This is a genomic window from Nonomuraea sp. NPDC049309 (assembly GCF_043196965.1).
GTDB lineage: Bacteria > Actinomycetota > Actinomycetes > Streptosporangiales > Streptosporangiaceae > Nonomuraea > Nonomuraea fastidiosa.
This window is the reverse complement of sequence record NZ_JBICSH010000002.1, coordinates 1360653-1381303: the sequence shown is the minus strand read 5'-3', so window position 1 is coordinate 1381303 and position 20651 is coordinate 1360653. Positions and strand designations below refer to the sequence as shown.

Annotated in this window: 24 protein-coding genes and 1 pseudogene; 6 read left to right on the top strand and 19 right to left on the bottom strand. The window is 72.1% G+C overall.

What is annotated here, in order from left to right:
- Positions 1 to 103: 103 nt before the first annotated feature.
- Positions 104 to 772, bottom strand: a complete 669-nt coding sequence (locus ACGFIM_RS20400; RefSeq protein ID WP_393202395.1) for a response regulator — start codon at positions 770 to 772, stop codon at positions 104 to 106.
- Complete coding sequence (locus tag ACGFIM_RS20395; RefSeq protein ID WP_393202393.1) at positions 769 to 1944, bottom strand: sensor histidine kinase; 1176 nt, start codon at positions 1942 to 1944, stop codon at positions 769 to 771. The genes ACGFIM_RS20400 and ACGFIM_RS20395 overlap by 4 nt, the downstream gene beginning before the upstream one ends.
- 147 nt (positions 1945 to 2091) lie before the next feature.
- On the opposite strand from ACGFIM_RS20395, the gene ACGFIM_RS20390 reads away from it, so the two are divergent.
- The gene (locus ACGFIM_RS20390) at positions 2092 to 3615 is read left to right on the top strand and encodes an alpha/beta hydrolase (protein WP_393202391.1); all 1524 of its coding nucleotides are present in this window, start codon (positions 2092 to 2094) and stop codon (positions 3613 to 3615) included.
- 196 nt (positions 3616 to 3811) lie between these two features.
- The gene (locus ACGFIM_RS20385) at positions 3812 to 5233 is read left to right on the top strand and encodes a M20/M25/M40 family metallo-hydrolase (protein WP_393202389.1); all 1422 of its coding nucleotides are present in this window, start codon (positions 3812 to 3814) and stop codon (positions 5231 to 5233) included.
- Between the two features lie 39 nt (positions 5234 to 5272).
- On the opposite strand, the gene ACGFIM_RS20380 is transcribed toward ACGFIM_RS20385, so the two are convergent.
- Positions 5273 to 6115, bottom strand: a complete 843-nt coding sequence (locus ACGFIM_RS20380) for a TetR/AcrR family transcriptional regulator (RefSeq protein ID WP_393202387.1) — start codon at positions 6113 to 6115, stop codon at positions 5273 to 5275.
- A 38-nt stretch (positions 6116 to 6153) separates the two neighbouring features.
- Here ACGFIM_RS20380 and ACGFIM_RS20375 point away from each other — a divergent pair.
- Positions 6154 to 6795 (top strand): annotated as a pseudogene (locus ACGFIM_RS20375) (CPBP family intramembrane glutamic endopeptidase); the annotation flags it as partial.
- A gap of 147 nt (positions 6796 to 6942) precedes the next feature.
- Here the strand turns inward: ACGFIM_RS20375 and ACGFIM_RS20370 are convergent.
- Positions 6943 to 7308, bottom strand: coding sequence for a DUF4267 domain-containing protein (locus ACGFIM_RS20370; protein WP_393202385.1), 366 nt, complete (start codon positions 7306 to 7308; stop codon positions 6943 to 6945).
- Positions 7309 to 7400: 92 nt separating this feature from the next.
- On the opposite strand from ACGFIM_RS20370, the gene ACGFIM_RS20365 reads away from it, so the two are divergent.
- Complete coding sequence (locus tag ACGFIM_RS20365) at positions 7401 to 7982, top strand: TetR/AcrR family transcriptional regulator (protein WP_393202383.1); 582 nt, start codon at positions 7401 to 7403, stop codon at positions 7980 to 7982.
- 148 nt (positions 7983 to 8130) lie between these two features.
- Here the strand turns inward: ACGFIM_RS20365 and ACGFIM_RS20360 are convergent, their stop codons facing one another.
- The 9 genes from ACGFIM_RS20360 to ACGFIM_RS20320 form a co-directional block, all read right to left on the bottom strand.
- Entirely contained in the window at positions 8131 to 8490 is a 360-nt protein-coding gene (locus tag ACGFIM_RS20360; protein ID WP_393202381.1) for a hypothetical protein, read from the bottom strand.
- 6 nt (positions 8491 to 8496) lie between these two features.
- Entirely contained in the window at positions 8497 to 9408 is a 912-nt protein-coding gene (locus ACGFIM_RS20355) for a hypothetical protein (protein ID WP_393202379.1), read from the bottom strand.
- A complete protein-coding gene (locus tag ACGFIM_RS20350; protein WP_393202377.1) occupies positions 9405 to 9767 on the bottom strand; it encodes a YbaB/EbfC family nucleoid-associated protein in 363 nt (120 codons plus the stop codon). Before ACGFIM_RS20350 ends, ACGFIM_RS20355 begins: the two co-directional genes overlap by 4 nt.
- Before the next feature lie 161 nt (positions 9768 to 9928).
- A complete protein-coding gene (locus tag ACGFIM_RS20345) occupies positions 9929 to 11146 on the bottom strand; it encodes an MFS transporter (protein WP_393202375.1) in 1218 nt (405 codons plus the stop codon).
- Between the two features lie 354 nt (positions 11147 to 11500).
- On the bottom strand, positions 11501 to 12136 hold the full coding sequence (locus ACGFIM_RS20340) for a response regulator (protein ID WP_393202373.1): 636 nt from the start codon (positions 12134 to 12136) through the stop codon (positions 11501 to 11503).
- Positions 12133 to 13365: a sensor histidine kinase gene (locus tag ACGFIM_RS20335; RefSeq protein ID WP_393202371.1), complete on the bottom strand. Its 1233-nt coding sequence runs from the start codon at positions 13363 to 13365 to the stop codon at positions 12133 to 12135. The genes ACGFIM_RS20340 and ACGFIM_RS20335 overlap by 4 nt, the downstream gene beginning before the upstream one ends.
- A 7-nt stretch (positions 13366 to 13372) precedes the next feature.
- Entirely contained in the window at positions 13373 to 14077 is a 705-nt protein-coding gene (locus tag ACGFIM_RS20330; RefSeq protein ID WP_393202369.1) for an ABC transporter permease, read from the bottom strand.
- Positions 14074 to 15102, bottom strand: a complete 1029-nt coding sequence (locus ACGFIM_RS20325) for an ABC transporter ATP-binding protein (RefSeq protein ID WP_393202367.1) — start codon at positions 15100 to 15102, stop codon at positions 14074 to 14076. Before ACGFIM_RS20325 ends, ACGFIM_RS20330 begins: the two co-directional genes overlap by 4 nt.
- A 104-nt stretch (positions 15103 to 15206) precedes the next feature.
- The gene (locus ACGFIM_RS20320; RefSeq protein ID WP_393202365.1) at positions 15207 to 15593 is read right to left on the bottom strand and encodes a hypothetical protein; all 387 of its coding nucleotides are present in this window, start codon (positions 15591 to 15593) and stop codon (positions 15207 to 15209) included.
- A 168-nt stretch (positions 15594 to 15761) separates the two neighbouring features.
- On the opposite strand from ACGFIM_RS20320, the gene ACGFIM_RS20315 reads away from it, so the two are divergent.
- Complete coding sequence (locus ACGFIM_RS20315; protein WP_393202363.1) at positions 15762 to 17177, top strand: DUF4041 domain-containing protein; 1416 nt, start codon at positions 15762 to 15764, stop codon at positions 17175 to 17177.
- Positions 17178 to 17238: 61 nt separating this feature from the next.
- Here the strand turns inward: ACGFIM_RS20315 and ACGFIM_RS20310 are convergent, their stop codons facing one another.
- Genes ACGFIM_RS20310 through ACGFIM_RS20295 form a run of 4 tightly spaced genes read right to left on the bottom strand, consistent with a single transcriptional unit; the run spans position 17239 to position 19508 of the window.
- Positions 17239 to 17679: a hypothetical protein gene (locus tag ACGFIM_RS20310; RefSeq protein WP_393202361.1), complete on the bottom strand. Its 441-nt coding sequence runs from the start codon at positions 17677 to 17679 to the stop codon at positions 17239 to 17241.
- A complete protein-coding gene (locus tag ACGFIM_RS20305; protein ID WP_393202359.1) occupies positions 17676 to 18812 on the bottom strand; it encodes a molybdopterin-dependent oxidoreductase in 1137 nt (378 codons plus the stop codon). Before ACGFIM_RS20305 ends, ACGFIM_RS20310 begins: the two co-directional genes overlap by 4 nt.
- Before the next feature lie 13 nt (positions 18813 to 18825).
- A complete protein-coding gene (locus ACGFIM_RS20300) occupies positions 18826 to 19302 on the bottom strand; it encodes a peroxiredoxin family protein (protein WP_393202357.1) in 477 nt (158 codons plus the stop codon).
- Positions 19303 to 19331: 29 nt separating this feature from the next.
- Entirely contained in the window at positions 19332 to 19508 is a 177-nt protein-coding gene (locus ACGFIM_RS20295) for a hypothetical protein (protein ID WP_393202355.1), read from the bottom strand.
- Between ACGFIM_RS20295 and ACGFIM_RS20290 the strand changes: the two genes are divergently transcribed.
- On the top strand, positions 19495 to 19764 hold the full coding sequence (locus ACGFIM_RS20290; protein WP_393202353.1) for a hypothetical protein: 270 nt from the start codon (positions 19495 to 19497) through the stop codon (positions 19762 to 19764). The genes ACGFIM_RS20295 and ACGFIM_RS20290 overlap by 14 nt on opposite strands.
- Here the strand turns inward: ACGFIM_RS20290 and ACGFIM_RS20285 are convergent.
- Together ACGFIM_RS20285 and ACGFIM_RS20280 are read right to left on the bottom strand one after the other, a co-directional pair.
- Complete coding sequence (locus ACGFIM_RS20285; RefSeq protein ID WP_393202351.1) at positions 19754 to 19993, bottom strand: hypothetical protein; 240 nt, start codon at positions 19991 to 19993, stop codon at positions 19754 to 19756. The genes ACGFIM_RS20290 and ACGFIM_RS20285 overlap by 11 nt on opposite strands.
- Complete coding sequence (locus tag ACGFIM_RS20280; RefSeq protein WP_393202349.1) at positions 19990 to 20643, bottom strand: sigma-70 family RNA polymerase sigma factor; 654 nt, start codon at positions 20641 to 20643, stop codon at positions 19990 to 19992. The genes ACGFIM_RS20285 and ACGFIM_RS20280 overlap by 4 nt, the downstream gene beginning before the upstream one ends.
- Positions 20644 to 20651: the final 8 nt, after the last annotated feature.

The following is a 20651-nucleotide window of genomic DNA, read 5'->3' as shown; positions in this document are numbered from 1 at the left end:
TCATGCTCCCTTCATCGGTTCGTCCCTGCTTGGTGAGAACCGGCGGAAAGGGTTACATCCGCAGGTCAGGGCGCATGTGTCCGGTTCCGGTCGCCGACGGTTCTCAGCGGTCGTCGGCGAAGCCGGTGCGGTAGGCGAGGACGACGGCCTGGACGCGGTCGCGGAGGTTCAGTTTGGTGAGGATGCGGGAGACGTACGTGCGGACGGTCTCGAAGCTGATGACCAGCTCCTCGGCGATCTCCTGGTTGGACAGGCCGCGGGCGATCAGGCGCAGCACCTCGCGTTCCCGGGGCGTGAGGACGGCGAGCGGGTCGTCGGCGGGCCGCGGGGAGGCGGGGCGGAGGCGGTCGGCGTAGCGGCCGATGAGGTTGCGGGTGACGGCGGGCGAGAGCAGGGCCTCGCCGCGGGCGACGGTGCGGACGCCGTTCACCAGCTCCGTCAGGGGCGCGTCCTTGAGCAGGAAGCCGCTGGCGCCGGCGCGCAGGGCGTCGTAGACGTACTTGTCGACGTTGAACGTGGTCACGACCAGCACCTTCGGCGGCGACTCCGCGCCGGGTCCGGCGATGCGCCGCGTCACCTCGATGCCGTCCATCAGCGGCATCTGGATGTCCATGACGACCACGTCGGGCTTCAGCTCGGGGATCGCCTCGAGCGCGGCCGGGCCGTCGGCGGCCACGCCGACCACCGTCATGTCCGGCTGGGCGTCGAAGGCCATCTGGTAGCCGGCGCGGACGATCTCCTGGTCCTCGCAGATCATGACGCGGATGGTCATGCGGCACCGTCCATGGGGATCGAGGCGTGCAGGCGGAACCCGCCGTCCGGCTGCTTTCCCGCGGCCAGCTCGCCGCCCAGCGCGCTCACTCTGGCGCGCAGCCCGGACAGGCCGCGCCCGCCGGACAGGTCGCTCCTCGCGCCGGCGGGCTGCGCGGCGGGGGCGTTCGTCACCTCGACCTCCACACGATCGTCCCGGCGGCCGACCCGTACGGTGGTCGGCCGGCCTTCTGCGTATTTGACGGCGTTCGTCAGGCCCTCCTGGACCACCCGGTACACGGCCAGGCCCACCGCGACCGGGAGCGGCGGCAGCTCGCCGTCCTCCACGAGCGCGACGGGCTGGCCGCCGCCGCGCACCTGCTCGACCAGGTCGCGCAGGCTGCCCGCGACGGGCCTCGCCGACTCCCCGGTGGCCTCCAGCACGTCGAGCAGGTAGCGCAGCTCGGCCAGGGCGCGGCGGCCGGTGCCGCCGATGGTCGTCAGCGCCGCGCGCACGCGGTCCGGCTCGCCGGCCACGAACTGGGTGGCGTCGGCCTGGATGACGATGCCGGTGACGTGGTGGGTCACCACGTCGTGCAGCTCGCGGGCGATGCGCGCGCGTTCCGCGGCGGTCGCGGCCTCGGCGGCGTGCCTGCGGCGTTCGGCCTCCTGGCGGCGCTGCCCGCGGACGAAGGCGCCGACCAGCCAGCAGGCGGCGAAGAGAACGTAGAACACCACGAACTGGCTCGGCCCGGCGGGCGAGCCGAGCAGCAGCATCGTCACGACCAGCAGGACGTACGCGGCCGACGCCGCGACGGCGACGGCGCCCCGGAACCGCTCCAGGTGCGCGCCCGCCGAGTACAGCGCGAGATACACCGTCACGGTGCTGAACCGCATGGGGTAGCCGAGCGCCTCGTGCAGGGCGAAGGACGTGCCGATGATCGCCAGGCAGGCGGCGGGCCACCGGGTGCGCACGGCGAGCGGCAGCGTCTGCGCCAGCGCCAGGACGATCGCGAACGCGTCCTCGGGGCGCTCCGGCAGATCGCCGAAGTCGACGCTCATGTTCGCCAGCAGCGGCACGAACGCCAGGCCGGTGAACACGGCGGCCAGCACCCGGTCCCAGAACCCGGCGCCGGATAAGCGCCACGCGTCACGCGATCTTCGTATGCGGTCGGCGACCCCGGCCCACGACATGGCTCAGAGCCTATCGATCCTGATCGTCCGCGTTCGTCCCTCATGTGAGCTACACGGATTGTCCGCAGCGCAGTGATTCGGCGCAGGCCTTTGACCTCGTACTTTCCTGTCAGCCGCACAACGCAGAGCAGCACAGGAGGCACGATCATGGGAGACACCATCCGCGTACGGACCGCCATCGCCGGCGCCCTGGCCGCGATCGCCACGGCGGGCGCGCTGGTCGGCGCGCAGCCGACCAAGGCCGCGACGCCGATCACCTGGGGGAAGTGCCCGCCGCTCGCGCAGGGCGCGGAACGCGACCCGAGGCAGACCTGCGGCACGGTCGAGGTGCCGCTGGACTACCGGCGCCCCGGCGGTGAGACGATCAAGATCGCGGTCTCCAGGATCGCCACCGCCAAGCCGGGCAGGAAGCGCGGCGTCCTGCTGCTCAACCCGGGCGGCCCCGGACTGCCCGGCCTGGACATGCCGGGCCAGATGGCTCGCACGCTGCCGAAGTCGGTGCTCGACGCGTACGACCTGATCGGGTTCGACCCGCGCGGGATCGGCCACAGCAACCCGATGAGCTGCGGGCTGAGCGGCGCCGAGAGCCTGTCCACCCTGTTCCCCTATCCCGGCCCCGGCGGCGCGATCGAGCCGAGCGTGGCCGCCGCCCGCAAGGTGGCCGAGCAGTGCGCCGCGAACGCCCCCAAGCTCCGGTACTTCACCAGCGCCAACACCGCCCGCGACATCGAGCGCATCCGCCAGGCGCTCGGCGTGCGGAAGATCTCGTACTGGGGGCAGTCCTTCGGCACCTACCTCGGCGCGGTCTACGCCTCGCTGTACCCCGGCCACACCGACCGGATCGTGCTTGAGGGCAACGTCGACCCGCGCAAGATCTGGTCGGGCATGCTCGACACCTGGAACCAGGGCATGAACGACCGCTTCCCCGACGCCGCCCGCATCGCCGCCGCCGACCACGCCACGCTGGGCCTGGGCCGCACCGCCGGCAAGGTCACCAAGACCTTCATCGCGCTCGCCGACCGCCTCGACGCCAAGCCGGTCACGGTGCCGGGCACGCAGGTGGCCATCAACGGGGGGCTGCTGCGCGCGGTGACGTACCAGATGCTGCTGCACGACGAGACGCTCGCGCCGCTCACCAGGATCTGGAAGGCGGTGTCCGACCTGTCGGCGGGCAAGGCGCCGTCGAAGGAGGGCGCCGCCGCGCTCCAGCAGGCGCTCGCCGGGACGCCGGCCACGCCGGGCGTCCCGGAGGACAACCAGGTCACGATGGCTCTGGCCATGCTGTGCGGGGACACCTCGTGGTCGCGGGACGTCGGCTCGTACGCCAAGGCCGTCAAGGCCGCCCGCGCGAAGTACCCCCTGAGCGCGGGGATGCCGGGCAACATCCGGGCGTGCGCGTTCTGGCCGGAGAAGCCGATCGAGCCGACGGTCAAGGTCACCTCGCAGGGCCCGCGTAACGTCCTGGTCCTGCAGAACCGCCGCGACAACGCCACCCCCTGGGCGGCGGGGAAGGGCATGCGCAAGGCGTTCGGCCACCGCGCCGTCCTCGTCGGCGCCGACCAGGGCGGCCACTACGTGTACGGCACCGGCTCGTCCTGCGCCGACCGCGCCACCGTCGCCTTCCTGGCCAAGGGCGAGCTCCCGGCCCGCGACCTGTACTGCCGCTCCTGACCGCCCGCGCGGAGCCTCCCCGGTGGCGCCAGTCCACCGGGGCCGCTCCTTGTGACGACGCGCCGACGACCACATCCGGCAGGTTCCGTTGAGCGCGGGGCCGAGGAAGGGCTGCACGGTCCTCCCCCAGCAGATCAGGCACGGCAGGCATCATTCCCGAGCCCCGGGAACGGCACGGCTGCGAGAGGATTGCGGAATGGACCACCAGAAACTTCGCGAATCCATCGGCAACGTGTGGGCGGCGGACGTGCTGCCCAGCCTCTCCGGACTGGTCGAGATCCCCGCCGTGTCGGCAGCGTACGACGCCGCCTGGGAGGAGAACGGGCACCTGCGAGCCGCCGTCGAGCACGTACGCGAGTGGATCGCCGCGCGAGGGCTGCCCGGGGCGCGGTGCGAGGTCGTGCGGCTGGACGGGCGGGCGCCGCTGCTGTTCGTGGACGTGCCCGCGACGCCGGGCGCGGCGGCGACCGCCGGGACCGTGCTGCTGTACGGGCACCTCGACAAGCAGCCGCCGCTCGGCGACTGGTCGGAGGGCCTCGGGCCGTGGCAGCCGGTGATCCGCGGCGACCGGCTCTACGGCCGGGGCGCGGCCGACGACGGGTACGCGGGTTACGCGGCCACGACGGCGCTGGAGGCCGTACAGGAGGCCGGGGGCGAGCACGCCCGTGCGGTGCTGCTGCTGGAGACCGGCGAGGAGTCGGGCAGCCCCGACCTGCCCGCGTACCTGGAACACCTCGGCGACCGGCTCGGCGAGGTGTCGCTGGTGGTCTGTCTGGACGGTGGCGGCGGCGACTACGAGCGGCTGTGGCTGACCTCCAGCCTGCGCGGCGCGGTGCAGGCGACGCTGACGGTGCGCCTGCTGGAGACGGGCGTGCACTCCGGGCTCGGCAGCGGCATCGTGCCGAGCTCGTTCCGTGTCGTGCGGCAGCTGCTCGACCGCCTGGAGGACCCGGAGACCGGCGAGATCAAGGTGCCCGAGATGGTGGTGCCGATCCCCGAGGAGCGGCGCGCGGAGGCGGCTGAGCTGGTCGCGAACCATCCCGATGTGGCCGTGCCGAAGCTCCCCGCGCTGCCGGGCGTGCGGCGGGTCACCGAGGACGAGGTCGAGCTGGTGCTCAACAACACCTGGCGGACGACCCTGTCCATCACCGGCGCAGGCGGCCTTCCCGACCCGGCGGTGGCGGGCGCGGTGCTGCGGCCGTGGACCTCCGTACGGCTGAGCTTCCGCCTGCCTCCCACCGCCGACGCCGAGGCGGCGCGGGCGGCGCTGGAGCGGGTGCTCACGACCGACGTGCCGTACGGGGCGCACGTCGAGGTCGGCGAGTTCATGGTCCTGAACGGCTGGCACGCGCCCGCGGCGGCTCCCTGGCTGGAGGCGGCGCTGCGGCAGGTCGGCGACGACGTGTTCGGCAGGCCGTGCCAGAGCATGGGGATCGGCGGCGGGATCCCGTTCATGGAGATGCTCGGCAGGCGGTATCCGCGGGCGCAGTTCGTCGTCACGGGGGCGCTCGGCAACGACTCGAACGCCCACGTACCGGACGAGTGGCTGCACATTCCGTTCGCCAAGCAGGTCACCGAGGCGGTGGCGCGCCTCCTCGACGCGCACGCGCGGGCCTGACGGCGGTCTCCTTCACCGGGGGCGGAAGGAGCGTGGCCGTCAGCTCAGGGCGCGGGTCACCTCGGCGATGCGCTCCTCGGTCCACTCGACGCCGGGGTCGGGTTCGAGGAAAGCGGTGACGGTGGCGGCGACGCCGAGGGCGGGCAGTGACCAGTCGGCCGGGCCGGGGTCGCCGAAAGGCGCGGCCGTCACGCGGCGGTCGGCCACGTCGGGGGTGCTGAGCGCCGTGGTGACCAGCCCGCGCAGGGTGGCGCTCGCCAGCAGCGCGACCGTCTCGTACGTGGCTCCCGTCTCGGGCCTGATCCGGTAGCCGAGCAGTGTCGCCATGTGCTCGTACGTGGCCGCGATGGCGCTGATGAACCCGTGCTCCGAGCGGGCGAGCACGCTCCTGATCTCCTCCCGCAGCTCACCGTCCGGCAGGCTCTGGAACGTGGCGTGCAGCGCCAGGTACGTCCGCCACTCCGTGGAGCCGTGGATGCGCTGGAAGTCGTGCCGCGCCCCCTCGCGGACCAGCTCCATGATCAGGCCGTGGCGCTGCTCCGGCGTCCGCAGCCGGTCGAGGCGGCCGCGGACGATGCGGCGGATCATCTCGTCGGTGCCCTCACGCGAGATCGCGGCGGGTGTCGCCGCCGCCGCGATCTCTTTCAAGAGGTCGCTGAAGAACAGGTCCTTGTACGGCCAGCGGCGGTAGGCGGCGCTGCGCGAGACCCCGGCCTCGCGGATCACCTCCTCGAAGCTGATGTGCTCCAGGCTCACGGTCAGGCCGGTGCGGTTGACCGCGGTGATCGCGGCCCGCAGCATGCGCCGCGCGGTCTCCTCGTCCGACAGTCGTGGCCGGCGGCCGGTGAGGCCGGAGGGGGTGCGCGAAGTGGGGGTCGGCATGGCTATCCTCTCGTTTGAGACACTGTATTTCATATCTCATGTTGAGGACGAGCGGTGTGATCCCGTTCTTCTTCCTGGTGTTCGTGCTCTCGGTCCCGTTCTGGGTGGCGGGGGCGTTACTCGGCGACCTCCCCGGCAGCCCCATGGACCTGCCGGTGGGGGCGCTGCAGTTCCCGTGCCCCCTCATCGCCGCGGCGATCCTGCTGCGCCGGAGCGAGGGGGCGGGCGCGGTACGCCGCCTGCTGCGCACGACGTTCGCCGCGGCAGGCATGCGCCGAGGACCCTGGCTCGTCACCGCGTTCCTGATGGCGCCGGTCATCGACCTGGCGGCGTACGCGCTCGCGGTGCTGGTGGGCGGTCCGCTCGGCGGCGAGCACTCCCCGCTCCTGGCCGCGCCGCTGCTGCTCGCCGTGTTCTTCGTCGCGGCGGCCTGCGAGGAGGCGGGCTGGACGGGGTACGCCACGGGCCCGCTGCTGGACCGGCGGGGCGTGCTCGGCGCGAGCCTGATCATCGGCGTGGTGTGGGGAGCCTGGCACGTCGTGCCGCTGCTCCAGGCGGGCCGCTCCCCCTCCTGGATCGCCTGGTGGTTCCTGGGCACGGTGGCCGCGCGAGCGATCATGGTCTGGCTGTACGCCGGCAGCGGCGGGGGCGTGCCGCCGGCCGTCGTCCTGCACGCGATGCTGAACGTGATGCCGTCGCTGCTGCCCGGCTACGTTGCGAGTGACACCCTGATCACCTGCTCGGGGCTGGTCGGCGCGCTCGTCGCGGCGGCGTTGCTCACCCGGAGCCCCGGGCCCGCCGCACGCTCCTCCGTCCGGCCGCGAGAGTCAGACGGCGAAGAGCAGCGCGGAGTCGATCAGGAGCACGATCGCGGTGGCGAAGTGGATGCCGTACGCGGTGGCCTTGGTGCCGCCGTTGCGCAGCACGATGAACGTGTCGCTCAGCGGTGCCAGGGTGGCGCCCAGCAGGAACCACGCCTCCGCCTGCGCTCCCGCGAAGGCCAGCAGGGCCAGGCCGATCACCCCGTACGTGCCGTCGCGCACCCCCTTGATCGTCAGGTACGCGCGGTCGGTCGTGGCGGACACGCCGTAAGCCGTGGCGGCGGCGTACGGCGTGAAGAGGAAGCGTATGCCGATGAGCAGGCACAGCAGGTTGATGGCGATGGCGAGGCCGTAGGCGACAGCGGTCAGCATGGCGGGGGCTCCAAGAAGTGCTAGCAGTGCTAGGGACGCTGCTGACGCTAGCAGAGCATTGGCAATAGTTCTAGCAGTGCTAGATTCAATCCATGTCGATCCAGAGCCGTAAGGAACGCGAACGCGCCCAGCGGGAGAAACTGATCATCGCCGCCGCGCGCGAGCTGGCCGAGTCGGAAGGCTGGGAGGCGGTCACCACGCGTCGGCTGGCCGACGAGGTCGAATACAGCCAGCCCGTGCTCTACAGCCACTTCAAGAGCAAGGACGCGATCGTCACGGCCGTCGCGCACGAAGGCATCGCCGACATGGCCGACGAGCTCCGCGCCGCCCGCACCGCCGCGCACTCGCCCCAGGACGCCCTGACCGGGCTCGCCTCCGCGTACGTCGCCTTCGCCGAACGGCGGCCCGCGCTCTACGAGGCGATGTTCAGCCGCCGGGTCGATCTGCCCTTCGCCACCCCCGAGGCGCCGCCCGCGCTGAAGGCCGCCTTCGGCGAGCTCGTCGAGGCCGTACGCCCGTACGCCGGGGACACCGCGCCCGACCTGCTCGCTGAGATCCTCTGGGCCGCCCTGCACGGCCTGGTCACGCTGGTGCGCGGCGGCCGCATCCCCCGCGAGGGCCACGAGGAACGGCTCAAGGCCCTGCTGGCCAGGTTCACCCGGGCCGCCGGCTGACCGGCCACCGACGCACACGCCCCAGACCGCCGGACGACCGCTGATCGGCGCGCCCGGCTCAGGAGCCGATCAGGCCCACGGCGCCGTCGAGCGCGCCGCAGGACCGGCCTTCCACCCCTTCTCGCTGAGCGGCGGCTGAAGCGGGCGGTCAGCGCTCGCCCCAGATCGGCTGGTCGGGGTCCGCGGGCGGGAGGCGCGACAGGATGGCGGCCACGTTGTCCCAGTCGGCCACCTCGACGTTGTCCACCATGAGGCGGAGCCGTTCGGCGATCTCGTGGTGGGCGTCGATGAGCGTCTGGACGCCCGCGGCGAGCTGGCCGGCGACCGCCTCGTACCCGGTGCCGCCGCCCTGGCCTTTGAAGAACGTGACGCCCTCGGCGGTGCCGCCCCAGAAGTCGCCGATGGCGTCCAGCTCCGCGGCGGCCGCGGCCACGAACGCCGCCAGCTCCTCGCCTTCGTGGTCGAACGCGTGCGCGGCCGACCTGATGTGCGACTTGCCGATGTCCATCGGGGCTCAGCCTCCAGCGGGTTTGTGCGCCATGGTGAAGTACAGGAGCATGCGGCCGAGCGTCTCCTTCCAGGTGGGGATCAGCTCCTCGCCGGACTGCCCGTTGAGCGCGTCGTACGTCGGCCCGTACGCGGCGGACCCGCCGGCCAGGCGGTTGAGGAACGCCTGCACGTCCAGGTTCTTCGTCACCTTCCTGGTCAGCGGCGCGGCGGCGTCGTACACGCCGTAGAAGGCGACCGAGGCTGCGAACTCCTTCAGCGCCTGCGTGGCGTTCTCCCCGAGGGTGCCGGGGTCCTCGCCGCGCCCCGCCTTGACCCCCGCCACCACCGCCACGTCGCCGGCGGCGAAGAAGACGCTGCCGATCGTGTACTCGGTGAGCTTGCTCAGCACCAGCTTCGCCATGCCGTGCTGGAGCAGCTTGGCCAGCAGGCCGGCCTGCGCGCGGCGGATGAGGATCTGGGTGATCTGGTACGCCGCCCCGGCCTGCCAGGGGAAGGTGGTGAGGAAGATGAAGCTGGCGAGGTTGGCCAGGGCGAGGGTGTAGTAGGCGTTCCTGGCCTCCTCGACCGCCTGGGCGAACTCTTCGCAGGCGGCGGCGGCGTCGCGGCAGCGGCGGGCGAGCCTGGCGGCGTAGCCGTTCTCCTCGGGCTCGGGGTACAGCCCGGCCGTCATGGCGGTCTTGAACTGCTCGACTCCGGCGCCCTGGTTGGCCCGCCACACCGAGGAGGCGTCCGGGTAGGTGTTGCCGGGGCTGCCATCGATGCGGTCGGCCAGGCGGGCCCAGACGGCGGCGGCCTGGCGTGCCTTGTACGGGTCGCCTTCGGGGTAGTCGACCGCCAGCATCTCGTAGACGAACGCGACCAGGCCGAGCGAGCCCAGCCCGTAGGTGGCGATGCGGCCGGTGCCTGGCGTCGTCAACGGCCTCGCGTCCCGTCCCTGCGGTCGTCCAGCATGGTGCCGGAGATGAACGGGGCCACCACGTCGCGCGCCTCCCGTTCCGCGTCGCGCGTCGCGGCGGAGGCGGCCTCCATGATGGCCTCGGCGAGCCGTTCCGACCCGAGCCGCATGGCGCGCGGATCGATGGTGACTCCGGCGAGCGCCCCGGACTGCGTCACGTTCACCACGACCCGGCCGTCGGCCGCCTCGCCGCGGCCCTCGACCGAGGCGATCCGGTCGCGCAGGCCCTCGATCTCGGCGAGTTCCCGCTGGTAGTCGCGGAGCAGCCGGCCCAGTTCCTCGTCGCCTGTGGTGGTGAACGGATCCGTCGGTGATGTCATCCCGCCTCCTGAATCACCTATGCGATCTTTCACAAGATGCGCAAACCGGTCAAATTCCGCTTCGCTGTGGAGGGGGGCGGGTGACCCTCCGTCCGGCTGCCGGCGGCGGACCTGCGTCCGGCGGGGGACCCGCGTCGGAACGGCGGCGAAACGGCCGTGCCTCAGCCTTGGAGCTCCTGCTCGGCGCTCTCGTGTCCGGCCGTACGGGACACGCGCCCGGCCCAGGCCACGGCCGGAGGCAGCAGGAGACCGGCGGCGACCATCAGGGCGCCGAGCGCGATCCAGCCGGGGATGCCGGCGCCGAGCACGAGCACCGCCAGCAGGTACGGCCCCGCCGCCGCGGCCAGGCCCTGACCGAGCCCGAAGACGCCGCTGTACTCGCCCTGGAGCCGCTCCGGCGCGAGCCCGAAGCTCAGCTCGAACTCGGCGGCGGCATAGCGCAGCTCGGCCAGCGTCATCACGATCGTGCCCGCGACGAGGAGCGCCGTCGCGGGCACGGCGCCGAGCCCGGACGTCAGGCCGTAGAGCACGAACGCGGCCAGCAGCCCGAAGCTCGCGACGCGGGCCGCGCGCCCGGCGAGCAGCACACCGTCGATGCCTTTCGTCGCGGGCAGCTGCAGCAGCGCGACCATGACCGTGTTGATCGTGACGAGAACGGCGACGAGCGTACGCGGCGCCTCGGTGTGCTGCACGATCCAGAGCGGTATCGCGAATGTCAGCACCGGCCCCTGCAGGGAAAGCACGCCGCACAATACGGTGACCGCCAGAAATGGCCAGTCCCGCAGCGCCACCCCGCTTTTCGCCGCGGATTTCGCGCGCAGCGGTTCGAGTTTCGGCAACATCATCACCAGCAGCACGTTCACCGCGAACGTGGCGGCGTTCGCGAGAATCAGCACCGTATATGCCGCGCGGGTGTCGACGGTGATGACGGCTCCGGCCGCGAGCGCGCCGGCGCTGGATCCGATGTTGACGAGCGAGCGCAGCACGGCGCGCAGCCGGGTCGCGCCGGCGCCGCCGATACGGCGGAAGACCGGCATGCGCGCGGTCTGGCTGGCCGCCGCGGCGAACTGACTGACGCACGCGACGAGCACGAAGAGCGGGAGCGAGTCGACCAGCAGGAAAGCGGCCATGGCCAGGGCCTCGACCACCAGGGACCAGGCCCACAGGCGGCGCGGCCCCCACCGGTCGGCCATGCGGCCCACCGGGATGCCCGCGGTGAGCGCGACGAACCCGGCGATGGTGAGCCCCGCGCCGACCTCCACGGCGGACAGGCCGGCGACCCGGGTGAAGTACAGCGCTCCCGCGGTGACGAACAGCCCGTTGCCCGCGGTGTTGACCAACGTCGAGACGGCGAGGACCCGGCGCGGCCCCGTCTGCATCTCAACGGATTCGAGCAGCCGCGCGTGCCACGCCCGCGATGGCGGTTCCGGTGAATTCGGCATCGGATCCCCAGCGGCATCGGCCGGCGCCGGAAACCGCCGGGCGCCGTTACATGACCTGATTTTCCACGCCTGAATGCGCGGTCATGCTAAATGGATCATGAAGGGCCGCGCAAGCGCTTTTCCGCGACACAAGCGCCATTGACTCGTACGACAATCCTTTCGCCGCGCGAGCGCCTTTCCGCCGTACGACGACCCTTCCGCCACGCGAGCGCCACTCAGCCGTACGACGACCCTCCCCCTCGCAAGCGCCTTCCCGCCGTACGAGAGGCTTTCACGCGCCGCCGGGCGCCGTCAGGGGCGGTCGAAAAGGCCGCGCTCGAAGGCGGCGGCGACGGCGGCGGCGCGGTCGTTGACGCCGAGCTTGGCGTAGATGTGCAGCAGGTGGCTCTTGACCGTGGCCTCGCTGATGAACAGGCGCGCGGCGGCCTCCCTGTTGGTGCAGCCCCGGGCGATGAGGCCGAGCACCTCCAGCTCGCGGGCGCTGAGCGGGTCGGACGGCGCGCGTACCCGGCCGAGCAGGCGGGTGGCCACCGACGGCGAGAGCACCGACTCGCCGCGGGCGGCGGCGCGGACGGCGCGGACCAGCTCGTCGGGCATCGCGTCCTTGAGCAGGTAGCCGGTGGCGCCGGCCTCGATGGCGGGCAGCACGTCCCGGTCGGTGTCGTACGTGGTGAGCACGAGCACCCTGGCCGTGCTCCCCCGCTCGGCCAGCCGCCTGATCGCGGTGACGCCGTCGGTGCCCGGCATGCGCAGGTCCATGAGGATCACGTCGGGCCGCAGCTCCTCGGCGAGCGCGACCGCCTGCGCGCCGTCGCCCGCGACACCGACCACCTCGATGCCGGGCTCCCCGGCGAACATGCCGCACAGCCCGTCGCGGACGATGGGGTGATCGTCGGCGACGATCAGCCGGATGGTGGCATCGCTCATCGGGGCTCCCTGGCGGGGACGGTGGCGGAGACGGCGGTGCCCGTACCGGGCTCGGACTCGATCTCCAGCGTGCCGTCGAGCGCGGAGACCCGCTGCCGCATGGACGTCATGCCGAAGCCGCCGCCGCTGCCGGGGACGAACCCGCGCCCGTCGTCCCGCACGTCCAAGGTGACCACGTCGTCCATGTACGACACGGTGACGCCGACGCGGGAGGCGCGGGCGTGCTTGGCCACGTTCGCCAGCGCCTCCTGGCAGACCCGCAGCAAGGTCACCTCCACCTCGGGGTGCAGCGGCCTGGCCGTCCCCGTCGTCGTGTACGCGGCCGGGACGCCGTGCACGGACTCCCACCGCCGCACCACGTCGGCCAGCGCCTCGGGCAGCCGGGCGGACTCCAGCTCGGCCGGGCCCATGGCGTGCACGGACCTGCGCGCCTCGGCCAGGCTCTCCCTGGCCAGGCGGGCGGCGTTGTCGAGGTGGCGGTGCCAGGCGTCGCGGTCGTCCCCTGCCTTCACCGCGGCCTGGATCTGCGTGATGATCCCGGTCAGTCCCTGGGCCAGCGTGTCGTGGATCTCCCTGGCCATGCGCTGCCGCTCGTCGTTGACGCCGGCCTCGCGGGCCTGCAGCAGGAGCTGGGCCTGCAGCCCGGCGTTCTCCCGCATGGCCTCCTCGAGCCTGGCGTTGGCGGCGGCCAGCTGCTCGACCATCCGCTGCCTGCGCACGCTCTGATCGTTGATCATGTCGCCGAAGAGGCTGAACAGCACCACCATGACCACGATGGCGGCGATGACCAGCACGTACGAGGAGATGACGGCCGGGTCGGGTCCGGGCAGCCCGCCGAAGAAGCCGGTGACGGCGGCCGCCGCCGTGGCCGCGACGCCCGCGATCCGCCAGCGGCCGCGCAGCAGCTGCCAGGCGTGCAGGTAGCCGATGAAGGCGTAGAAGCCGGCGAACCACGGGCTGAGCAGGCCGAGCGCGGCGATGAACGCGACCAGGCCGGCGATGTAGACGGCCGCGCCCCTGGCGCTCGCCGTACGGGCCGGGCGCAGCGTGACCAGCCACGCCGTCCAGGCGGCGGCGAGCGCGCTCAGCACGAGCACGGCGCCGCGCTGTCCCGCCGTCAGGTCCTCGGTGAGCAGCGCGAGCCCGGCGGAGACGGCGAGCAGCACGTACGGCGCGGCGGCGAGGCCGGCGGTCACCCGCGTGTGCGCGGTCTCGGGCTGCTCGCTCACCCGGTCCTCACTCCCAGCGGAAGATGCGCGCCGCGATCCCACCGATTACCAGCGCATATGCCGCCATTATGGCAAGAACGAGGGGCTGTGTCGCCGCCCCGCTCCAGGCGTCGAACACGGCCTGGCGGAACAGCCCCAGCGGGGTCCACTCCCCGATCGCGGCCAGCGCCTCCGGCATGGCCTCCTTCGGCTGCATCAGACCGCCGAGGAAGGCGAGCGGGAAGTAGAGCAGCACGCCGATGCCGTTCGCGGCCCGCCCGCTGGGCGCGGTCGCGGCGATGAGCAGGCCGACCGCGAAGACCGCCGAGGTGCCGAGCAGGAACGCCACCGCCATGGCCGCGACCCGCGCAGGCACGGCCGCCGAGAAGGCCGCCACCGAGACCCCGACGAGCAGCGCCGAGGCGAGCACCGCGAAGACGAGCTGCAGCGCCAGCTGCACGCCGAGCAGCGCGACCGGGCTGACCGGCGTCGTGGACAGCCGGCGCAGGATGCCCCGCTCCCGGTACGTGGCCAGCGTCGTCGGCACCATGTAGAGACCCACCAGGCCCACCGCGACGGTCATCGACATCGTGGGCAGCGCGACGTCGCCGGGAGCGGCTCCGCTGCCGAAGACCGCCAGGATGAACAGCGGGATCACCATGCTGAAGATCGCGCCGGGGTCGCGCAGCAGCAGCTTGGACTCGACGCGGGCGAGACTTCCGAAGCCGGTCACGCGCCCTCACCGCCGCCGATTCCCGAACCGGTCACGCGCCGCTCTTCGCCGTCGCTTTCAGAGCCGGTCACGTGCCGCTCCCCGCCCCCGATCTCCGAGCCGGTCACGTGCCCTTCCCCGCCGTCGAACGGACGCCCCGTCAGGGCGGTGAACGCGTCGTCCAGCGTGTGCTGATCGACGCGCAGCCCGGCCACCGGCACGCGCTCGCGCGCCAGCGCGGACGTCACCGCGACCGCGAACTCCCCCCGCCCCGCCACGATCACCTGCTCACCCCGGCGGGTCACCGACACCACCCCGGGCAGCCCCGTCAGCAGCGCGTCGTCGAACGGCGCGAGCGGCGTGAACCGCAGATGCTGATCGGCGTCCACGGCGGAGATGAGGTTCGCCGGGGTGTCGAGCGCGACGATCCTGCCCCGGTCGAACACCGCGACCCGGTCGCACAGCTCCTCCACCTCGTCCATGAAGTGGCTCACCAGCACGACCGTGACGCCCGCCGCGCGTACCCGCTTGATCAGCTCCCAGGTGGCGCGGCGCGCGCCCGGGTCCAGGCCCGTCGTCAGCTCGTCGAGAAAGGCCACCTTCGGGTCGCCCACCAGCGCCAGCGCGATGAACAGCCGCTGCTTCTGCCCGCCCGACAGCGCACCGAACCTGGCCTTGCGCCGATCGGCCAGTCCCCACTCCTCCAGGAGCCCCCGCCAGTCCCTAGGGGAGCGGTAGAAGGAGGCGAAGAGCCGCAGCGCCTCCTCCACCTTGATGTTCTCCGGCAGCAGCGACTGCTGGAGCTGCACGCCGACCTGGTGGCTCAGCTCCCGCCGATCCTTGACCGGATCGAGCCCGAGCACCCTGACCGAGCCGCCGTCCGGCCGGCGCAGCCCCTCGATGCACTCCACCGTCGTCGTCTTGCCCGCCCCGTTCGGGCCGAGGATGCCGAAGATCTCACCCTCCGCCACGGAGAACGAGACCTCGTTCACCACCGGCAGCCCGCCGTACCGTTTGACGAGCGCGTCCACCTCGATAACCGCCATGCCCCTACTGTGGCGGTGAAGGCCCCGCGCCCGAATCGCCCGCCCGGCCACGAACCGGCGCCGATACGGCTGAGCCGCGAATCAACCGATCGGTGGATGCGCTCTTACGTGTGGTCCCTGTCCTTGTTCGAGTCGCACCTGAAGTAGTTGGCGCCCCTCACCGAGCGGAAGTTGGCCCCAGACGTCCAGCCGTAGGTCCTGGTGCCCGCGATCCTGCCGTAGACCCAGAGGTTGCCGTGGCGGTTCCGCTTCCAGCAGTGGAAGTAGAGCTTGGTCCCCTTGCGCATCCGGGCGACGTTGCAGCTGTCCCGGTAGTACGTCCCCTTGAGGTTGTACGAGCCCTTGAGGATGCCGTAGCCGTTGTCCAGGTTCGGCCCGGGCTTCGCCGAGCAGCCCGGCATGGCCGCCGCCGACGCCTGAGCGGCCGGCACCCCGGTCAGGGCCGCCCCGGCGACCACCAGCGCCACCGCAGCCTTGCTCACTAACCGCATCTGTCTCTCCCATCCCTCGAAGTGACTTTCTCGACCAGGAGTATCGGCAGGCGCGTGTTGAGGATTTGTTGAGATCGTGTTGAGACCGCTCCTCCGGCGGATGTAACTCTCGTCGCACTCACCGCTATCTCACCTGTGTACGGCCATTCCTGCAGGTGAGGAGCGCTCATGCCCGAATACCGGTTCAACCCGCCTCCCGGCTGGCCCGTCCCCCCACACGGGTGGAAGCCGCCGGAGGGATGGCGGCCGGACCCGTCATGGCCACCGGCACCGCCTGGATGGGAGTTCTGGACGCTCGAGGAAGCACCGTCACCGGTCGCCGCGCAGCCCCCGCAGCGCAGGACCGGCGGCCTGTTCGGCGGCAAGAAGCGGCTGGAGGAGGAGAACGCACGGCTTCGTCAGTGGGTGGAGCGCCTGGGCGGGATGGACGCGATGCACATAGCCGCGATGACCGAGGCCCTGCATCAGGAACATGCGAGGCTGCAGGCCGCCGTCGACGATGCCGACCGCCGCCTGCGGAATGTGGAGGCGCGGATCGTCCAGACGGAGGAGACGGCCCTGCTTCAGGAGGTGGGGGTTTACGAGTACCGGCACCCGTTGAGCGACGCCGTCGCGTACAAGGATCGGCTTTCGGAGGTCAAGGCGAGCATCAAGACGATGGCCAGAGAGGGGCGGGCGGTCGTCGGCGCCACCAACTGGCAGGTCAACGGATCAGCCGCGGAGGGACGCAAGATGGTGCGTGACTTCTCCAAGCTGATGCTGCGGGCCTACAACGCCGAGGCAGACAACTGCGTGCGGACAATGCGGCCGTACAAGCTGCAATCGGCGATCGACCGCCTGGAGAAGGCCGTGGACATGATCGTCAAGCTGGGACGGACGATGCACATCCATGTGCACCCCGACTATCACCGCGCCCGCATCCACGAGCTGGAGCTGACCGCCGACTATCTGGCGAAGCAGGAGGAGGAGAAGGAGCTAATTCGGGCTCAGCGTGAGCGGCGGCGTGAGGAGGAGGCGGCGCGCCGCGAGTTCGAGCGCGAGCGGGCCCGCCTGCGCAAGGAGGAGGCCCATTACCGGTCGGCGCTGGCCAAGCTGTTGCAGAACGGCGCCGCATCCGCCGAGAGCGTGAACGAACTGAAGGCCAAGCTGGAGGAGATCGGAGCCGCGGTCGCCGACGTCGAAGCCAGGGAGGCCAACATCCGCGCGGGCTATGTGTACGTCATCTCGAACATCGGGGCGTTCGGTGAGAACGTTGTGAAGATCGGTATGACGCGTCGGCTGGAGCCGGAAGAACGCGTGCGCGAGCTGGGCGACGCCTCTGTGCCCTTCAAGTTCGACACGCACGCATTGATCTTCAGTGAGGACGCGGTCGGGCTCGAAGCGCGGCTGCACGCGGAACTGAGCGATCGGCGGCTCAACAAGGTGAACTTGCGCCGAGAGTTCTTCCGAGCGACGCCCGCCGAGGTACGCGACCTGCTGCAGAAAATCGCGGGACAGCACCTCCTGGAGTACCGCGACACAGCAGAGGCCCTTGAATGGCGGCAGTCGATTGGAGCGCTACAAGAACCGGCTCCGGCCGGCTGACCGGGACGCGCGGCGCGGGTCTCCCGTCCGTGGGCGGCCCGCTCCGAACCCGAGCCGCAGCTCAGAACGGCTCGGAGCCACCGGCTGAGACGCCCTGCCGGGGCGGCTTGCGCCGTCGCCGGCGGGCGCGCAGGCGGACCACCGCCGTCCACAGCCTGGGCAGCAGGGCGGCGACGGCGCAGGCGGCGAGGACGAGGAGGAGGTTGCGGCCGTAGTCGAGCGGCAGGATGGACGGGTTGTCGGCGCGGCGGCCCAGGGCGAGCACGGTCGGCAGGGTCGCGAGCGTCACCGTGCCGGCCACGATCGCGGCGGCGCGCACCGCCCGGCGCGTACGGCGCAGCGCCGGCCCGGCCAGCAGCACCAGCGGCACGAGGATCGCGTCGTGCGCCACCGCCGCGCCGCCGAACCACACGGCCCAGCCGATCGGATCGCTCTCCTTGATGAGCCCGGTGACGCCGAGCAGCACCAAGCCGGCGCCGGCCGCGTACAGGATCCATCTCATGAGACCCGCACCGTCCCCACCCACTTGGTCTGCATGACGCCCGGCCGGTTCGGGGCGATGAGGCGCACCGGATAGCCGTGGTCGGGGTCGAGCGTTTCGCCGTTGAGCTTGAGCGCGAGCAGGGTCAGCGGGTCCTGCCAGTGCGGCGGGCGCACCTCGCTGCTGCGGTAGTAGCCGTTGCGCTCCAGCGACTCGACGGTCAGGACCGCGTCGGGCGCGCCGCCGGCCGCGGCGATCAGGTCGCGCAGGCGCACGCCCGTCCACTCGCACTCCACGCTCCACCCTTCCACGCAGGCGATCGGCAGCCGCACCGTGTGCTGCGGCATGCGGGCCAGCTCGGCGTAGCCGATCGACAGCTCCGTACGGACCGCGCCGGTCACGACCAGCCGGTACGACGGGTCCCCCGCGAGCCCCGTGACTCCGGCCGCCGCGGCGGACCTGTTGACCGGCACGCCCTGCGGCCCGGTGTCCGGGTCGCGCGGCGCGAGGACCGCGAGCCGCTTGAGCGGCGTGACGGTCTCGCCCGCGGTGACCAGCGCAGCCACGCCGCACGCGGCGGCCACCGTGGCGAGGAAGCGGCGGCGGTCGGGGTTCTCGACGCGCGTCCAGGCGTGCCGCCTGACCTTGGCCCACTCGTTGGCGACGTGGATGACGAGCGCGCCGTAGACGATGAACGCGGTCCAGTAGTGCGCCTGCACGAACCCGAACGGCCACAGGTACGTGTAGGCGATGTTCATCAGCCCCGTGACGAGCTGGAACAGCGCGCCCGCGACGAGCAGCAGCACCGACAGCCGCTCGGCCGCGTGCCCGGCCGAGCGCAGCGGCGGCCACTGCCACAGCTTGGGATAGACCGTCCACAGCTTGGCGAGCAGCAGCGGGACGGTGGCGATGCCGCCGATGACGTGCAACCCCTGCGTCACCCGGTAGAGGTTGACCGGCCGCGACGGCCACAGCAGCCAGGCGGGCGGGTGCTGGACGAAGTGGCTGAACAGCCCGGTCGCGAACGCGACGGTGAAGCTTGCGCCCAGCCACACGCCCAGCTTGGCCGCCACCTGCTCCGAGTGCAGCGTGCTGGTGAACCGGCCGGCCAGCGACTTCGCCAGGTCCTCGGCTCGTCTCAGTCGGCTGCTCATCGTCTCGCCCCGGTCACCCGTGCTCGCGGATGTAGCGGACGAGACCGGCGACGTCCTCGGGCACGAGGCGGCCGATGGCGCCGCTGGAGTAGACGCTGACGAGGACCCGGCCGTCCGGGTCCAGCACGAAGCCGGTGGACTGCAGGTAGAGCGGGTCCTCGTTGACGAACGCGCCCGTGGCGGCGGCGACCGCGCGGGCGTCCGCGCCGTACCCGACCGGGAAGTCGAGGCCGTGCTTGGCGATCGTCTCCTTGGTGGTGGCCTCGTCGTCCACGGAGGCCGCGACCACCTTGACGTCCAGGTCGGCAGGCTTGTCCAGCGACCGCTGGAACGCGCGGAGCTGGGCGTTGCAGTACGGGCACCAGGCGCCTCGGTAGAAGAGCACCACGCCGTAGTGGCCGGCGAGCGCGTCCGGCAGGTCGAGGGTCCGCCCGCCGGGCAGGGTCAGGGTGAGGGCGGGGAAGGTGTCTCCGAGGTTGAGCAGGCTCATCTCTCATCTCTCTGGTGTGCGGTGCGTGGTCAGGCGGCGGCGTCCCGGATCTGGGCGGTGCCGCCGTCGAAGGCCAGGTGACCGAGCAGGACCTTCGCCGGCTGCCCCGGCGTGATCAGGCGTCCTTCCGCGTGCGTGCGGACGAACCGCTCGTGCGGCGCCTCGCCGATCTCGGCGGGGTCCCGGGCGCGGATGTACGCCGGCATCGCCGCGTTCGACCACTCCGGGGCGGTGAACGTCGGCGGTGACGCCGGTGCCGTCCAGCTCGAGCGCGGGGCCGACGGTGTGCATCTCGAGCGCGGCCTTCGCGCCTCCCGCGGCCGGTCCGGCGGCGATGGCGCGGCCGATCCCCCGGCCGCCCCGGTGACCGGGGCGGTCCTGCCTGTGAACGAATCGGTCATGCCCCGTTCGCAACGGCCGGGGCCGAGCCCTTACCTCGATGTGACGCAGGTCACTCGGTGATGGCGGCGAGCAGGCCCTCGAAGTCGTCCTCGCACGGGCCGCAGGCGCGCAGGTGCGCGGCGATGCCCGGATGGCGCCGCTCCGCCTCCGCGGGGTCCTCGGCCGCCAGCTCCGCGTACACGTGCAGCATGGCGATCGCCTCCTCGCAGCCCACGTCGCGCGGGTCGGTCCGCAGGAAGCGGTCGAGCTCGGCCCAGCCGCTCACGGGGTCGTTCACGGGGTCGTTCACGGGCGCCTCACCATCGTGTCGTCCACGTAACCCTGAGCGGCGAGCGCGGCCCTGAGCTTACGCCTGGCGTCGAACATCGTCTTGTAGATGGCGTTGCGGTTGGTGCACAGCTCGGCGGCCAGGACGTCCAGTGGCACACCGGTGAGCACCAGCGCGACGAAGACGCGGCGCTGATGCTCGGTCAGCGTGTCCTGTACGGCCTGGCGCAGCGCGGCGAGCAGGTCGCGCCACTCCGACTCCCTGGCCGGGTCGAGGCCGAACCGGTCGGGCAGGCGTTCCCACTGCTCGCCCTCCATCGGCACGCCCGGGTCGCGCCAGAAGTGCCGCGCGACCTTCCCCGCCACCTCCAGCACGACGAACTTGTACGCCCAGGTCGTGAACCGGCTCTCGCCGCGGAAGTCGCCGATCTTGCGGGTGATGGCGAGCAGCGCGTCGGAGGTGGCCTGCTGGGCGAGGTCGTCGAGCTCGGGCCCGGTCACGCCGAGCCGGGCCGCGCGCCTGCCCACCTCTTTCCTGGCGATGCGCAGCAGCAGCGCGTGGAGCCGGTCGACGGCCTGCCGCCGCTCCGGCGCGGGGCCGCGCAGCGCGCGCACCCATCCGGCCGACTCGTCGTCGAGCGTGACGCGCTCCGACGCGGTGCCTCCCCCCATGCGGGCAT

Bases quoted from the DNA above. Each gene is read 5' to 3' on its own strand.
- ACGFIM_RS20400 (WP_393202395.1), bottom strand. From the start codon at position 772: ATGACCATCCGCGTCATGATCTGCGAGGACCAGGAGATCGTCCGCGCC.
- ACGFIM_RS20395 (WP_393202393.1), bottom strand. From the start codon at position 1,944: ATGTCGTGGGCCGGGGTCGCCGACCGCATACGAAGATCGCGTGACGCG.
- ACGFIM_RS20390 (WP_393202391.1), top strand. From the start codon at position 2,092: ATGGGAGACACCATCCGCGTACGGACCGCCATCGCCGGCGCCCTGGCC.
- ACGFIM_RS20385 (WP_393202389.1), top strand. From the start codon at position 3,812: ATGGACCACCAGAAACTTCGCGAATCCATCGGCAACGTGTGGGCGGCG.
- ACGFIM_RS20380 (WP_393202387.1), bottom strand. From the start codon at position 6,115: ATGCCGACCCCCACTTCGCGCACCCCCTCCGGCCTCACCGGCCGCCGG.
- ACGFIM_RS20370 (WP_393202385.1), bottom strand. From the start codon at position 7,308: ATGCTGACCGCTGTCGCCTACGGCCTCGCCATCGCCATCAACCTGCTG.
- ACGFIM_RS20365 (WP_393202383.1), top strand. From the start codon at position 7,401: ATGTCGATCCAGAGCCGTAAGGAACGCGAACGCGCCCAGCGGGAGAAA.
- ACGFIM_RS20360 (WP_393202381.1), bottom strand. From the start codon at position 8,490: ATGGACATCGGCAAGTCGCACATCAGGTCGGCCGCGCACGCGTTCGAC.
- ACGFIM_RS20350 (WP_393202377.1), bottom strand. From the start codon at position 9,767: ATGACATCACCGACGGATCCGTTCACCACCACAGGCGACGAGGAACTG.
- ACGFIM_RS20345 (WP_393202375.1), bottom strand. From the start codon at position 11,146: ATGCAGACGGGGCCGCGCCGGGTCCTCGCCGTCTCGACGTTGGTCAAC.
- ACGFIM_RS20340 (WP_393202373.1), bottom strand. From the start codon at position 12,136: ATGAGCGATGCCACCATCCGGCTGATCGTCGCCGACGATCACCCCATC.
- ACGFIM_RS20325 (WP_393202367.1), bottom strand. From the start codon at position 15,102: ATGGCGGTTATCGAGGTGGACGCGCTCGTCAAACGGTACGGCGGGCTG.
- ACGFIM_RS20320 (WP_393202365.1), bottom strand. From the start codon at position 15,593: ATGCGGTTAGTGAGCAAGGCTGCGGTGGCGCTGGTGGTCGCCGGGGCG.
- ACGFIM_RS20315 (WP_393202363.1), top strand. From the start codon at position 15,762: ATGCCCGAATACCGGTTCAACCCGCCTCCCGGCTGGCCCGTCCCCCCA.
- ACGFIM_RS20310 (WP_393202361.1), bottom strand. From the start codon at position 17,679: ATGAGATGGATCCTGTACGCGGCCGGCGCCGGCTTGGTGCTGCTCGGC.
- ACGFIM_RS20305 (WP_393202359.1), bottom strand. From the start codon at position 18,812: ATGAGCAGCCGACTGAGACGAGCCGAGGACCTGGCGAAGTCGCTGGCC.
- ACGFIM_RS20300 (WP_393202357.1), bottom strand. From the start codon at position 19,302: ATGAGCCTGCTCAACCTCGGAGACACCTTCCCCGCCCTCACCCTGACC.
- ACGFIM_RS20290 (WP_393202353.1), top strand. From the start codon at position 19,495: ATGTACGCCGGCATCGCCGCGTTCGACCACTCCGGGGCGGTGAACGTC.
- ACGFIM_RS20295 (WP_393202355.1), bottom strand. From the start codon at position 19,508: ATGCCGGCGTACATCCGCGCCCGGGACCCCGCCGAGATCGGCGAGGCG.
- ACGFIM_RS20280 (WP_393202349.1), bottom strand. From the start codon at position 20,643: ATGGGGGGAGGCACCGCGTCGGAGCGCGTCACGCTCGACGACGAGTCG.